The organism is Streptomyces sp. SYP-A7185, from assembly GCF_046103685.1.
Classification (GTDB): Bacteria; Actinomycetota; Actinomycetes; order Streptomycetales; family Streptomycetaceae; genus Streptomyces.
In genome coordinates, this window is the sequence record NZ_CP122310.1 from 224808 (window position 1) to 238701 (window position 13894).

The 13894-nt window shown below is 71.6% G+C and carries 11 protein-coding genes; all 11 read left to right on the top strand.

Features of this window, described 5'->3' with window-relative positions; genetic code table 11:
* Positions 1–35 precede the first annotated feature (35 nt).
* The 11 genes from QBL25_RS01110 to QBL25_RS01160 all read left to right on the top strand — a co-directional run bounded on the left by QBL25_RS01110 (position 36) and on the right by QBL25_RS01160 (position 13697).
* Positions 36–248, top strand: coding sequence for a hypothetical protein (locus QBL25_RS01110; RefSeq protein ID WP_409055048.1), 213 nt, complete (start codon positions 36–38; stop codon positions 246–248).
* Positions 249–301: 53 nt separating this feature from the next.
* Positions 302–745 (top strand): arsenate reductase ArsC, encoded by a 444-nt coding sequence (locus QBL25_RS01115; RefSeq protein WP_409055049.1) that lies wholly within the window; start codon positions 302–304, stop codon positions 743–745.
* A gap of 942 nt (positions 746–1687) precedes the next feature.
* On the top strand, positions 1688–2605 hold the full coding sequence (locus QBL25_RS01120; protein ID WP_409055050.1) for a conjugal transfer protein: 918 nt from the start codon (positions 1688–1690) through the stop codon (positions 2603–2605).
* Entirely contained in the window at positions 2602–2910 is a 309-nt protein-coding gene (locus QBL25_RS01125) for a hypothetical protein (RefSeq protein WP_409055051.1), read from the top strand. Before QBL25_RS01120 ends, QBL25_RS01125 begins: the two co-directional genes overlap by 4 nt.
* Positions 2907–3497: a hypothetical protein gene (locus tag QBL25_RS01130; protein WP_409055052.1), complete on the top strand. Its 591-nt coding sequence runs from the start codon at positions 2907–2909 to the stop codon at positions 3495–3497. The genes QBL25_RS01125 and QBL25_RS01130 overlap by 4 nt, the downstream gene beginning before the upstream one ends.
* Positions 3497–6175, top strand: a complete 2679-nt coding sequence (locus QBL25_RS01135; RefSeq protein ID WP_409055053.1) for an ATP-binding protein — start codon at positions 3497–3499, stop codon at positions 6173–6175. The genes QBL25_RS01130 and QBL25_RS01135 overlap by 1 nt, the downstream gene beginning before the upstream one ends.
* A complete protein-coding gene (locus QBL25_RS01140; RefSeq protein WP_409055054.1) occupies positions 6172–6546 on the top strand; it encodes a hypothetical protein in 375 nt (124 codons plus the stop codon). The genes QBL25_RS01135 and QBL25_RS01140 overlap by 4 nt, the downstream gene beginning before the upstream one ends.
* Positions 6546–9296 carry a hypothetical protein gene (locus QBL25_RS01145; protein WP_409055055.1) on the top strand — a complete coding sequence of 917 codons (2751 nt, stop codon included), beginning with the start codon at positions 6546–6548 and terminating at the stop codon, positions 9294–9296. Before QBL25_RS01140 ends, QBL25_RS01145 begins: the two co-directional genes overlap by 1 nt.
* Positions 9293–10453 carry an NlpC/P60 family protein gene (locus QBL25_RS01150; RefSeq protein ID WP_409055056.1) on the top strand — a complete coding sequence of 387 codons (1161 nt, stop codon included), beginning with the start codon at positions 9293–9295 and terminating at the stop codon, positions 10451–10453. The genes QBL25_RS01145 and QBL25_RS01150 overlap by 4 nt, the downstream gene beginning before the upstream one ends.
* Positions 10450–11094, top strand: coding sequence for a hypothetical protein (locus QBL25_RS01155; RefSeq protein ID WP_409055057.1), 645 nt, complete (start codon positions 10450–10452; stop codon positions 11092–11094). The genes QBL25_RS01150 and QBL25_RS01155 overlap by 4 nt, the downstream gene beginning before the upstream one ends.
* Positions 11091–13697 carry an ATP/GTP-binding protein gene (locus QBL25_RS01160; protein ID WP_409055058.1) on the top strand — a complete coding sequence of 869 codons (2607 nt, stop codon included), beginning with the start codon at positions 11091–11093 and terminating at the stop codon, positions 13695–13697. Before QBL25_RS01155 ends, QBL25_RS01160 begins: the two co-directional genes overlap by 4 nt.
* The last annotated feature ends 197 nt before the right edge of the window (positions 13698–13894 follow it).

Consider the following 13894-nt stretch of genomic DNA (forward strand, 5'->3'; position numbering starts at 1 on the left):
GGCTGAACCCTAGGGCCCGCCGAAAGGGTTCCCTCATGACCACCTCATCCCTCCCCCGCCTTTCCCGACACGCAGCTGTCCGCCGTAGTCGCCCGCCTCGTGGCTGCGGCGACACATGCCCCGTCGTCGCGGACCGCCGCGACCTGCACTGGCCGGTCGCACACCCCGACAGCGCCCTCAGCACGGCCACCCGCGACGAGACCGACGCGCACATGACCGTCCTGCTCGACACCCTGCCGGGCACCTGAACACCCTGGCTCACACCCCTGTTGCCCGCTCATCCCTCGCCAAGGAAGATTCCATGACCGCTTCCCCTCTCACCTCCGTCCTCTTCGTCTGTGTCCACAACGCAGGCCGCTCGCAGATGGCCGCCGGATTCCTGAACCACCTCGCGGGCGACCGGATCGAGGTCCGCTCCGCGGGATCGATCCCCGGCGACCAGGTAAACCCGGCCGCCGTCACGGCCATGCAGGAGGTCGGTGTCGACATCGCCGACCAGAAGCCGAAGATCCTGACCACCGAAGCCGTCCAGGCCTCCGACTACGTCATCACCATGGGCTGCGGCGACGCCTGCCCGATCTTCCCCGGCAAGAAGTACCTCGACTGGGCGCTGGAAGACCCCGCGGGCCAGGGCGTGGAGGCGGTCCGCCCGATCCGCGACGAGATCAAGAACCGTATCGAGGCCCTCATTGCCGAAATTGACGGCCAGCACAAGGCGACGCCACCTCACAGTGCAACGCCGTGAGATGAGTACCGATCGGCCTGCACCGGCGGCAGGCCGATCGACTGCGTCCTTTGCATGAACAGCGCGGTCTCGGCACGGGACATGCAGACCGGCCGCACTCGCACTGTCTCAGCGCTGAGCCTCACATGAGGCTGCCGCAACGAGCACACGACGGCATGCAGCTGAGGGCCAGCCACACCGGAACACCACCAGGCCCACGGCCGGGGCGTCATCCGCGATCGGACCAGAGGCCGACTGCGCAGCGCCGACTCTGCGCGCCGTCATCACCCTCGGTGTCATCGCCCGACTGCGCACTCCGCGGCGGGCCCTACGGATGACGTCCGCTGCGCACCGTGGTGCGCAGCGCAGCGCGCAGCCATCACCGCCCGGCCGCTCACGCATCGAGGGCTGTCGCAGCAGCGGTGTTGCGGTGGTCACCCGCGGGGCCATCGCCCTGTGAACGGGCGGTAGATGGCGACCACGCAGTGCCGCCCCCTGCCCCGACCACATGGTCTCTAGCCCGACCACCGCAGGTCACAGCAGTGCGCAGCCGATGAGGATGGAGTCGGCCGCCGGGTGCACACTCGTCGTGTTCTGCGGTCGCCAGCGGGCTGCGCACTGGCCGGCGGGCCAGGCCACTGCCGGCCGCAACCGGTCATCGCCGACAACGCCGAAGTCTTGAAACGCGATTGCGCACCGCCGGCGATGGCCCGCATCAAGCGGTGCACAGGACGTCAATGCGCACCCCGCCTACAGCCGGTCCCGTCTGATCGCCTGCCCTCTTGGCGATGCGCATCACTCCGCTCGCAACGGGGTGAGTGGCTGTGGTGGTCGCGGCTACCACCCCGACCACGCATTCGTGACCGGTTCTTCACCGTGGTCGGGCCGCTGTGGTCGGCAAGCCGGTCGAGGCCGGCGGGTTGTCTCCAGACAGCAACCCTCCGACCTCAGGGAGATCCCCTCGTGTTCCGCTCCGCAGCATCACCACCCGGCGCCGGCCCGCCGGTTGCCGCCGGCATCGCCCTGACCCAGATGCGCCGGCGCGTGCAGCTGGGACGCGCCGGGGTCTGGACCGCGCTGGCAGCCGGGCCGCTCGCGCTGGCCCTGGCGGTGGGCCGGCCCGCCGCCACTGTCGCGGCCCCGCCCGCCCCCACGCCGCAGCACACCGAGCAGACCGCCACGGTCGCCGACCCCGCGGGCTTCGTCGTGGAGTTCGTCGACGCATGGCTGCGCAGCAGTGACGAGACCGGCAGCGCGGCCGCGCGACGCGTGCAGGCGATGGCCCCCGGGATTCTGCTGCCCTCCCCCGCCGACGAGGCGCCCGTGCCGCGGCGGGTGACGGCGGTGCGCAGCATGCCGGGAAAGGACGGCCGGTGGTCGGTGACCGTGGCCGCGCAGTACGCGGACGTGGTGCGCTACTTCGCCGTGCCCGCGATCGCCTCTGCCGACGGCGCCTCGTTCGCCGTCACCGCGGCGCCGGCCCTCGTCGCTGCCCCCGCCCGGCACAAGATCCCTGACTCGCCCTACCGCGTCACGGTGCCCGAGGGCCCGCTGGCCACCACGGCCGCGGAGTTCTTGACCGCGTATCTGGCCGGACGCGGCCAGGTCAACCGCTACCTGGCGCCCGGCGTGAAGCTGACGGCCATCTCTCCGCCGGCCGCCGCGTCCATCGAGGTGCAGGAGGTCACCGCGCGCGAACACGCCGCGGCCACCGAGCAGGTACCCGGTGACCACACCACCGTGCATGTCCTGGCCCAGGTCCAGGCGCGCGCCGCTGCGGGCCGCTGGCCCCTGGCCTACGAGCTCACCTTGTCGGCGCGGGACGGCCGCTGGGAGATCGCTGCCCTGGTGTCGGGCACGACGGGCGGTGCGCGGCGATGAACACACTCCATCAGGTTGTGCTGGCCGGAGAGCTGGCCGATCTGGGCGAGGCCTGGATCGAAACCGCCAAGGACTGGGGCACCACGGGGCTGCAGGCCGCGCTCATCATCATCGTCGTCGTGATCATGGTGCAGCGGTTCTCGCTGAAGGCCGGCATCGGCGCCCTGATCCTCATGGTCATCGCGCTGGGCCTCTACTCCTCCCGCAACGACCTGGCGGACATGTTCGAGGACGAGGTGAACAACCCCGCCAACGGGGCACCGGCCTTTGACCGTTCCGAGCCTGGCCCCCAGGGGCGCTGGTGAGCGCGGCCGCCGCGCCCCGTACGGCGCGCTTCTACACGGCCGCGCGGCGCCACCCCTGGGTGCTGGGCAAGCTCGCCGACTGGCGGCTGCCGCTGGGCCCCTACAACGCCGCCCAGATCGCCCTGGCGACCGTGGGCGGCTTCCTCCTGGTCAAGACGATTGCGGTGTGGAGCGTGCTGGGCCCCATCCCGGTCGCCGCGTGGCTGGTGGGGATCTGGCTGCTGCGCAGGCCCAAGATCGGCGGCCGCCACCCGGTGTCGGTCGCCCTGGGCCTGGTGGCGCTCATGGCCCAGCCCGCCGGAGGCCGCATCGGCCGGCGTGCCGCACGTGATCCGCGTGCCCGGCGCCTGAGCGGCGGCTTCATCCTCGAAGACCTCACAAACCTTGTGCCCGCGGCCGGCGCCCCGGCGCCCAGGCCGCCCCAGCAGGCGGCGCGGGTGGCACCCACCCAGCCCGCGCCGCCTGCACATCCACGCCCGCCCCGGCCTGCCCCGGCAGCTGCCACCCCCGCCTCCGGGGCGACCCGGCCGGCAGCACTGCTCGCGCATGCCCGCCGTTGCGCACCGAACCAGAAAGGGCACCGCTGATGCGCGTTCCCATCCGGCATATCGCCGGGCATCTGCTGTGGTCCGCCCAGGGCCACGTCTGGGCGCTCTATCGGCTGCACCCCGGCCCCGATCCGGGGGGCCGCACTCAAGAGAGCGTCCCGGGCACCTATGTGCCCGCGGCCGTCCGCGACGAACTCCTCGCCCAGATCACGCAGGTGGTGCGCTCGCTGTCCGGCACCCCGCGGCTGTTCGGGCTGTGCGCGCAGGTCGATCCGGCCGAGGTCGTCTGGCAGATGGTCGAGGGCCTTCAAGACAGCGCAGAAGCCCTGATACCTGAGGCCAGGCCGTGGGAGGAGCATCTGGACGCGGCCTTGGATCTTCTGGCGGGCCAGGAGATGCACCAGCGCACCTGGTGGTTGGCCATCCCGCTGGAGGCGGAGAACCCGGGCCTGAAGGTGCTCGGCGCCCTGTGGGCGGAGGTCGCCGACACCTTCGGCATGCGGGCCGCCCCGGTGCCCCTCGCCGAGGTGAACTCCTGCCGCGAGCAGGCCGGCCAGGTGGAGGCACAGCTGACCGGCGGCGCCTGGTTCCGCCCGGCCCGGCCCACGGAGATCGTCTGGATGATCCAGCATGCGGTGCACCGCGGTCTGGACGAACCGCTGCTGGGCCAGGCCCAACTCAGCGAGCACTACGCAGGTCAGGTCCGCTCGGGGATGCTGTACTCCCCCAGCTATGCCGACCTGGGCCAAGTCCGCCTCGAGGAAGGCGGCACCCACCCCGTCGCCGGCCAAGACCGGCAGGCCACCCGTGGAGCACGCGGCCGCACAGCCGGTCGGGCGCGGTGGTGGAAGACCCGGTCGGCGTCCCCGTTGCGGCGGCGCTGGCTGCAGGTCGAAAGCGACGGCGGGATCGGCTATCAGGCGCATCTGGCGTTGGCCGAGTGCCCGCCCACCATCTCGCTGGAGGCCGCGGATCTGTTCGCGCAGCTCGAAGTCCTCGACTTTCCCGTCGACTTCACCATCGATTTGACGTTGGTGCCCGCGGAGAAGGCGCGGGCACAGGTGCAGCGCAAGAAGACCGAGCTGGTCGACCAGGCCGACCAGTACGAGGCGCGGCCCACCGGCATGCCCGCCTCGCTGCCGGATGCCGCCCGCGATCTGGGCGAACTGGACGCGCGGCTCTCTCGCACCTCGGTGGAGGTGGAGGTGCAGGCGATCACCGCCCTGACCGTGTGGGGGCCCACGCCTCAGCTGTGTGACGCACGGGCCCGCGCCCTGGACAAGCTGCTGGCGGGCGCCGACTACCGCGCGGTGCGCCCGGCCGGACTGCAGGCCGACCTGTTCGCCCTGGGACTGCCCGGGGCGGTGCGCACGCACCGGCTGCGCGAGTTCACCCAGCATCAGCTCAGCGAGGACTGGGCGCTGTCGGGCGCGTTCACCCACAGCGAGGTCGGCGATCCCACCGGGATGCTGCTCGGCCTGGACCTGGATTGCGGCACCACCCGCCCCGTCCTGATCAACCCCGCCGACGCCCCCAAACAGGACGCCTCCGCATCGCTGGGCGTGGTGGGGGATCTGGGCGCGGGCAAGAGCGTCATGCTGAAGCTGATCAGCCAGTCGGTCGTGGACCGCGGCGGCCGCGCAATTTGCATCGACCGCACCCCGGTACGCGAATGGGCCACCTTCGCCCAGGCCGCCGCGCCGGGCCGCTGCCAGATCATCGACGCCGCCCGCGCCGCGCTGTCCATCGACCCGCTGCGCCTGTTTCCCGGCGCACAGGGCCGTCACTACGCGCTGAGCTATCTGACCCTGCAGCTGGGCATCGGCCCCATGACCACCTCCGGCGAGGTGTTGCATCACGCCATCGAACGGGCCGGGGTGTCGGTGTCGCCCTCGATGAGCGGCGTCCTGGAGGTCCTGCGGCAGATGGCCGGCTCCGAGAGCGGCAAACGCCAGGACGCGGCGGCCACGCTGGCCGGGCTGTTGCGCCTGGTGGAGCAAAACCCGCTGGCGCGCATGGTGTTCGATCCGGCGCTGCCCCCGGTGAGCCTGGACGGCACCGGCGCCTCCGACATGATCGTCATCACCACGACCGGGCTGAAACTGCCGCCCAAGCAGGCTTTTGAGCACGCCGAGATCCTGCACCAGCAGCCGCTGGAGGCTTTGATCGGCCGCGCGGTGCTGTATCTGATCGCGGCGATGGCCCGCCAGGCGGCGTTCTCCCTGCCGGAGCGGTTTTGTGCGGTGGTCACCGACGAGCTGTACTGGCTGACTTCGTCGGCGGAGGGCACCGCGCTGGTCCACGAAATCCTGCATGACGGCCGCAAGCACGGCGCCGGATTGTTCGCCGGGGCTCATGACGCCAAGGAGCTGGGCCCCGACCGGGGGCTGATGGCCTACCGGGCCCTGGCACGGACCTCTGAGCGCGAACGGGCACGCCGGGGGCTGGAGTTCATCGGTCTGGACCCGAGCGACTCCGACCTCGTGCGGATGGTCACCTCGGGTCTTTCTCCCGTCGGGCACAAGGACCGCGCCGGTGAGGTCCTGCTGACCGGGCCGCGGCAGAACACCGGCCGCGTCAAGGTCCTCATCCCCCACATCCCCCGCATCACCTCCCGTATCACCACCACCCCGGGCCAGCGGCACTCTGCCCGGGCGTCCGGTGTGGGAGCGGACCTGTCCAAGCCGTGGCCGCTCCCCCGCAAGGAGGTCCGATGATCACCGATGAAGGGCGGCCCGCCCGGCGCCGCACCACCGTGCGCCGCGCGGCCGGCATCCTCTTGCCGGCTTGTCTGCCGCTCGCCGTCACTCTCGGTGCGCTCGCGCCGGCCTCATCTTCTGCTCGGTCCGCTCCCGCCGCAGATCCCCCGGCCCGGGACGGCCGCGCCTTCGTGCGCAGCGACCGGGACGTGTGCGCCGCGATCGCAGGTCCGGCCCGGGAGCACTGCGAGCGCATGATGCGCACCGCTACGGCCCCGCGGGCGGCGAGCCAAGAACAGGGTCCGGCGCTCTGGATATGGGCACCCGCGGCCACGGCCGTGCTCGTCCTGGTGGGCGTGCGGCGTGGGGGAAGGCCGGAATCGTCGTGATGCAGTGGCATCTGGCCCACGGTCGGCTGCGCACCCTCCTGCACGCTTCAGGGCTGGCCGGGGTGTTCCTCCTCGTCAACGCGCAGGTCGCCTCCGCCGCCGACGGCGGCGGGGACATGATGGGTCCGCTGAACGTGGACAGCTCCGAAGGCGTGCCGCTGGACGGCTATGAGCTCTCCGCCCAGGGCGGCTCGATCTTCTCGGTGCGCACCAACGCTTTTGCGTTCATCATGAACGGCCTGTTCACCCTGTTACGGCTGGTGGTGGGCCTGGCTTGCTGGGCCGTCGAGTTCGCGCTGCGCTTCCCGCTGATCAAGATGCTGGCCGGTCCGGCGCAAAAGCTCTCCGACACCTACACCGACATCGTCGTCGACACCCTGGGGCTCAAGGGGCTGCTGCTGGCCTGGGCGTTCATCTTCGGCGGAATCCTGCTCGTGCGCGGCAAGGCCGGCAAGGGCCTCGGCGAGATCGTCCTCACACTGGTGATCGCCGCGTTCGCGGCCTCGGCGTTCGTGCGCCCGGATTACCTGCTGGGGCCAGACGGTCCGCTGGCCCAGAGCGAGCGATCCGCCTCGGAGGTCGCCTGGATGACGGTCGACTCCTACGACTGGGGCGGCAAGATCGCCAGCGGGGATGCCGGCCCGTGCGGCGGAGGCCTGTCCGGTCCGGCACTTCACAAGTGCTACGAGAGCGAGAACACGGAGCGGCAATCCCACGTGGCCAAGCCCATCCAGGACTCGCTGACCAATGTGACGGTGGTCAAGGGCTACATGCTCGTGCAGTACGGGCGGATCCTCGACCCGGGCAAGGCCTCGGACCGCAAGGCCTATGCCCTGCACCTCAAATGGGTCTCCGGCGGCTACAAGCCGACCTCTGCGGCCAGCAAGGCCGATCGCGAGCGGGCCGAGGAGGTGTGCGACAGGATCAAGGGGCCCGCACACAAATACTGCGTGAAGGGCAAGTTGAAGAACCCGGACCCCGGTGAGCCTGCGTTCGAGGACGGACCGGCGCTCACTCCCGGCGAGGCGTTGCTGGACGCCACCAACCCGCTCCTGAACGACCAAGACCGGCAGTTCGCGGCGTTCCTCAAGGAGATGGAGAAGGCCGGGCCGGTGGGCAAGGCGGCGGCCGCGTACGCCAAAGAGCCCACCGGCTGGCGGACCGCCGGCGTCTTGATGCTGTTCGCCGCCTCACTGCTGATCTCCGCGATCCCGCTGTCCGCGGCGTTCGTGTTGCTGGGCATGCAAGCCGCCGACGCCGCGGCGGCCGCGGCCGGCTCCATCACGCTGGTGTGGGCGATGCTGCCGGGCCCCAACCGGCAGGCCGCCTGGAAATGGCTGGCGCTGCTGGGCATCTCGATCGCGGGCATGTTCGCGATCTGCGCCTTCCTGCCCACGTACGCCATCGGCATCGATGTGGTCCTCACCGAGGGCCCCGAGGTGCCTGCCGAGCGGCTGCTGGCGCTCATCGCCCTCGCGCTGGCCGCACTGGCCTTCCACCGCAGGCTCCTGGCCGGGATCGCCCTGGCCGGGCAGCGGCTCTCCCTGCGGATGCGCTACGCGAAGATCGGCGGCACCCATCTGCCCGGCGACACCTCCGAGATCGGCGCCGCGATGGCCGTCCACGGGCACGGCGGCCTGGGAAACGGGTTGGGTCTGCGGGCCCTGGGCGGCAGCGGGTATGGGCGGCTGGGCACACGCCAGCGCCTCATGCGGTCCCTGGCCGCGATGACCGACGGAACGGGCATGCCCGTGGACACCGGCCGCCTCCTGTCGGACGCGGGCGCCGAGGCCTCGCGCGGCCTGGCCCCCATTGCGCTGGCCGCCACCGGCGCCGCAGCCGGTGCCCGCGGCGCCTGGGGGCTGCTGGTCGGCAAGCATCCCGGCGACAAGGAACTGGAACGGCTGCGCAAACCCACCGCGGCAGGCGACGCCCCGGGCAGCGGCCCGCAATACGACGGCACGCACGGGAGCGGCCCCGGTGGACCGCAGGGCGATGCGCTGCGCCAGGGGCCGGCGGACCGCTATCGCGACGAGGACGGCGTCATCGCCGACCGGGCGTCGGGCGAGACGCTCCACGACCAGAACTCCGATCGCACCCTGCTGTCCACCCGCGCCCACAACCGGCTGGTCCGCCTGCGCGGCTACCGCATCGCGCACCGCACGGGCCGCGTCGCCTACAACGCCACCGACGCTCTGCCCTCCACCACCCGGCGAGCCCGCCAGCGCGCCTCGGAGAACACGAAGGATGCCCAGCAGCAGGTCCGGGTGTGGAGCAACACCGTGCGCGAGGACCTGCGCGCGTGGAAGCCGCAGGGCCAGCCGCCGGCCGCGGGCTCAGGCCGGATGGGCGGTGGCGGCTTTGGCCCTGCCGGGCCCTCCGGCCCGGGGACTCCCCCCGCACCCGCAATGCCTTCCCTGCCCTCTGTGCCGCCGGGGCCCGCCGAAGCCGACTGGCCCGCACGGGTGGCATCCCCCCGGATCCGCCCGGCTGCCACGCCGGGCAGCACCAGCATGAGCGGCGGCGGTCGTTCGTCGGTGACCGCGCCGCCCCGGGCGGGGTCCGGTGCGGGCGAAGGCACTCGGGGGATCGATGCCGCCGAGATCCGCCGTCGCGCGTCGACCGATCGCGAATACCTGCGAGCTCGGTTCGCCCGTTTCGCCGAGGAGCGCGAACAGCGCCGGGCGCGCGAGGAGTCCCTGGGGGGCGGCGACGCGGCAGATCCGGGCGTGGGCGGGGAGGGCGGATGAGGTCGCCTGGACGACCCCGGCGCCGCGCCAGGTGGGGGTGCCTGCTGATCGTGCTGCTGGCCGCCGCCAGCTGCGCCGCCCCCTTCGCCAGCGTGCTCTCTGCCTCCGCCCAACTGGCCCGCCAAGAGGAGGAGACCGACACCGGATCCCTGGACGGCGGCAGCGCCGCCGGCATTCCGCCCACCATGCTCGCCGCCTACAAGAAGGCCTCCCAGCTGATCGTCCGTCATGTGCCCAAGTGCCGGGGCATGTCCTGGCCGATCCTGGCGGGCATCGCGAAGGTGGAGTCCAATCACGCCGCCGGACGCACCATCGCCAAGGACGGCGGCATCACCCCCCGCATCCTGGGCGTGCTGCTCAACGGCTCCGGCCAGGGCGGCAACACCACCACCTTCCCCGACACCGACGGAGGCCAGTGGGACGGCACCGCCACCGGTGAACGGGCCGTGGGTCCCTTCCAGTTCCTGCCCTCCACCTGGCAGAGCAACGGCCGGGACGGCAACAGCGACAAGACCCGCGACCCACACAACGCGTTCGACGCGGCGCTGGGCGCCGCGGTGTATCTGTGCGGCAACGGGCGTGACCTGACCAAGGCCCGCCAGCTTCAGGCGGCGATCTTCCAGTACAACCACTCGCATGAATACGTCACCAACGTCAGCAAACGGATCACGCAGTACCGGGCCGCCGCGAACAGCTCGGGCAAGAACGTGGATCTGGGCGGCGCCTCGGGCAAGGCCAAGAAAGTCCTACGGGCGGCGCTCGCCCAGCGCGGAGTGCCCTACTCCTGGGGTGGTGGCAACGCCAAGGGGCCCAGCACGGGGGTGTGCTGCTCGCCCAGCGGCAAGAGTGGCGTCGGCATCGTGGGTTTCGACTGCTCGGGGCTGACCCAGTACGCGTACGCGCGAGTGGGCATCATGCTCCCCCGCACCGCCTCCGCACAGGCCGGCAAGGGGCAGCGCATCAGGTCCAAAGCCGCCCTCAGGACCGGGGACTTGGTGTTCTACGCCTATGCGCCGGGCGCGGATTCCACGATCTATCACGTCGGGATCTACGTGGGGAACGGGCAGATGGTCAACGCCGCCCGACCCGGCACCAAGGTCCGTCTCGACCCGGTGGATGCCATGAGCGGGTTCGCGGGAGGGGCCAGAGTCCTGTGACGTCCAAGAAGACCGGTGCGCGGCCCCCCGGACGTGGGCCGTGGCTGCTGCTGGCCTGCGGCCTGGTCTTGGCCGCCTGCGGCTATCTCCTCCTAAACGGCGGCCAGAAAACCGCTTCCTCCGGTGTGGCCGCCGGATCGGCGCCGCACTCGCAGCAGCCATCCCACAAGACGCCGGCACCCCGGCCATCCGTCTCGTCCACCTCATCCGCTCCCCTGCTGCCGACGCCGACCCCGCCGCCGCACGGCGAGGGACGCGAAGCTGACCGGCCAATCCAGCAGCTGTTGGAGAAGGCCTGGCCCGCCGACCTGCCCGCCGCGCAGGAGCGCCAGCTGCGCAAGCAGGGCGCCCTGCTGCTGTATGCGGACGCCACCGGCACAGGGCGCAGCCGGTTCCCCGACATCTTCGGCACGCGGCCGACGCAGCAGGTGGCGCCCGCGTTCAGCCGCTTTCGCATCCAGGCCGTCATCGCCCGACAAGACAAGGGCGCCAAGACCAGCAGCGGGCGGGCAGTGGTGCATCTGGTGTGGGCCGCGGCCGACCGCGGCGGCACCTACACCGACGGCCGCATCAGCGACCTGTACTTCCACCGGCCGAGAAGAGGCGCACCGTGGACAGCGCTGCCCCTGAACCTCTCGTGAGCGCCGTTGCCGCTTCCCTCGTCCCGGCAGTCGCACAAGATCTTGCGGCCGCGCTGGGGTGGCTGGCCGGCCACTGGTATCTGCTCGCCGTGCTCTTGGCGGCCGCAGGCATCGGCGGGGAGTGTCTGGTGCGGCATCTGGCCGCGACGGCTTCCCAGGAGCGGATGGCGCTGGAGCTCACCCCGGCCGCCCACTTTGACCCCGGTCATGAGGAGATCTTCCGCCGGGGTGTGGAGCTGACGCGCGCCAGCACGTCGCTGCCCTGGTGGGCGCCGCGACGCAGCAAGGCGGTACGGATCCGCCTGCGCTCCGATGGCCGGGCCCCCTTCTCCTACCGGCTCGAGGGTCCCGCCGGCGCCGAGCGCCTGCTGACCACGACCCCCTTCGGACCCAGCGTGCGCGTGGCCAAGGCCACGATCCTGCGGGACACGCCCCGGCCGCACGAGGTGCGCGCCGAGTTCCTTCTGCGCGGCAACCCCGTCGCCAGCTTGCGGGAGGTACCGCTGCAGCCGGACCCGCTGCAGCCACTGGTCGACGCGGTCGCCGACCTGCGCGCCGACCTGGGCGAGCTCGCCGAAATCTGCATCGACCTGCAACGCGCCCCCAAATGGGCGCTGCGCGCACGGCGGTGGAAGCTGATGCAACAGGCCCGCCGAAGCGAACGGCGCCAAGCCCAGCGCACCACGCGCTGGATGAACCGCCATGGCGATGACTCGTTTCTCGGACAGCTCCAGCAACTGCTCACCCCGGGAGGCGGCGGCCCGGCGCAGCTGGGGCGCCGGGGCATGGTGATGACCGCGCCACCCGAAAGGGTGGACCGGGAGGCGACGCTGGGCAAACTCGCCCAGGACGCGCACCTGGTGCGGGTACAGATCCTGGTGCGTTGCGCCTCGACCATCGAGGGCCGTGCCCAGGCGCGCCTGGCCCGCATCCAGGCCGCTCTCGACGTCTTCGGTGGGCCGGCCCGGTGGGCGATGCGCGGAGTGCGCATCGGCCCCTGGCGGCTGGGCGCCGACCGATGGCCCCATCGCGGACGCTTCGACCTGCGCTGGCGCACCGGGCAGTGCCTGCCCCCGGCCGTCAACTGGCTGGGCTTGGAGGAACTGCTGGGGCTGCTCAAGCCGCCCACCATTTGGTGCCGGGTGCCGCTGCTGCCCGTGGACCTGCCCACCTTCGAGCACGGCAATGCGGATCTGCTGCTGCAGGGCTGGTATCGCCAGCCCGACGGGCGCCGACGGCTGGTGGCCACCCGTGCCGAGCAGACGCTCTTTGAGCTCGGCGTGGGCAAGGCCGGCGGCGGCAAGACCGAACGCGCCGCCGCCCAAGCCGTCGGCTATGCGCATGCCGGGGGCGGGCTGCTGTTCATCGACCCCCACCACGACTCCTGGCACCGGGTGGCGCCCTTCCTCGCCCACCAGCCGATCATGGACCGGATCGCGCGCATCGACCTGCGGGCACCCGGCCGCGGCTCCAACCCGCTGATCAGCACGTGGAATCCGATCGGCATGCAGCACCAGGGCCAGGCCGCCCACGAAGTCGTCGAAGATGTCGTGGACGCCTTTGCCACCGCGTTCGGCTGGGACGACGCAACCGCGCCCCGCGCCATCGCCATTTTCACCCAGGCCCTGACCGTACTGACCGCGATCAACGAACTGGCCTGCCAGAGTGGACGCGGCCAGGACCAGGCCACCCTCTTCCACCTCCGGCCGCTGCTGACCGATCCCTCCTTCTGCCACAGTGCGCTGGCCGCCACCGAAGCTGTCCTGGACGCCGACTCCCACGCCTGGTGGCACACCACCTTCCCCACCTTCCCGCCCGACGCCTTCAACGTCTTGCTCAACCCCCTCACCCGGCTGGCCGCCAACCCTGTCACCCGCGCCTTCCTCGGCCAGCCCCAAGGTGCCTACAACATCCGCGCGGCCATGGACCGCCGGATGATCGTGTGGATATCCACCGCGGGCAACGGCCCCACCGACCGGCTCCTGACCGCTCTGATCAACCGCGACCTGCTGCGCGCCGGACGCTCGCGCACCGACACCCCCGCACACCAGCGGGTGCCCTTCCGCGGCTACCTCGATGAACTCACCACCCTCACCAGCTCCGGCGCCGACTCCATCGCGTCGATGTTCGAAGACTTCCGCAAGTACAAGATCCGGCTCCACGCCCTGACCCAGCTCCTGGCCCGCCTGCCCGCCCCGGTCCGGCAGTCGCTGGTCCAAAACGCCTCCACCCTCTCCACCACGCGTGGCTCCAGGGCCGCCATCAGCCCGGTTATCGAGGAGTGGGGAGAGCGGCCCAGCGCCGCCCAGGTCGCCGGCCTCGACCAGTACGACCACTACAGCTCGTTCACCGTCCAGGGCCGCCCGATCGGCCCGGTGCTGATCCACGGCCCGCATCTGGAAGAGGTGTTCGCCGAGCAGTACCGGCCCGGCCAGGTCGCCGCCCTGGAACAGGCGGCCCACCGCAACGCCCAGGCCCGCCCCCTCAACCAACTCACCGCCTTGGCCACGAACCAACTGCAGCGGGTCCAGGACTTCCTTCACAACCAAGCCACCGCCCACACCCGCCCCATCGCGCTCACCAAGACAAGGGACTACCAATGAAACGACCTCGGTCCGCCCCGTCGCCCTCCGCGCTGTTGGTCTCGCGTTCCTGCGACTTCGGGGCCAAAGAGCGCAGCCGAGTACGCCGGTCCACACGCGCACGTCTCGTCGCCCACTGCCCGAGTGCACCCGTCGCATGATCGGAGGGTTCGGCACGCGTAGTTCGGCGAGGCGGCGGTGGCCTAGTGCCCGACCAC

What these genes read in the sequence shown, in the direction of transcription:
- QBL25_RS01135 (WP_409055053.1), top strand. Translation starts at nt 3,497, where the DNA reads ATGCGCGTTCCCATCCGGCATATCGCCGGGCATCTGCTGTGGTCCGCC.
- QBL25_RS01110 (WP_409055048.1), top strand. Translation starts at nt 36, where the DNA reads ATGACCACCTCATCCCTCCCCCGCCTTTCCCGACACGCAGCTGTCCGC.
- QBL25_RS01150 (WP_409055056.1), top strand. Translation starts at nt 9,293, where the DNA reads ATGAGGTCGCCTGGACGACCCCGGCGCCGCGCCAGGTGGGGGTGCCTG.
- QBL25_RS01115 (WP_409055049.1), top strand. Translation starts at nt 302, where the DNA reads ATGACCGCTTCCCCTCTCACCTCCGTCCTCTTCGTCTGTGTCCACAAC.
- QBL25_RS01145 (WP_409055055.1), top strand. Translation starts at nt 6,546, where the DNA reads ATGCAGTGGCATCTGGCCCACGGTCGGCTGCGCACCCTCCTGCACGCT.
- QBL25_RS01140 (WP_409055054.1), top strand. Translation starts at nt 6,172, where the DNA reads ATGATCACCGATGAAGGGCGGCCCGCCCGGCGCCGCACCACCGTGCGC.
- QBL25_RS01125 (WP_409055051.1), top strand. Translation starts at nt 2,602, where the DNA reads ATGAACACACTCCATCAGGTTGTGCTGGCCGGAGAGCTGGCCGATCTG.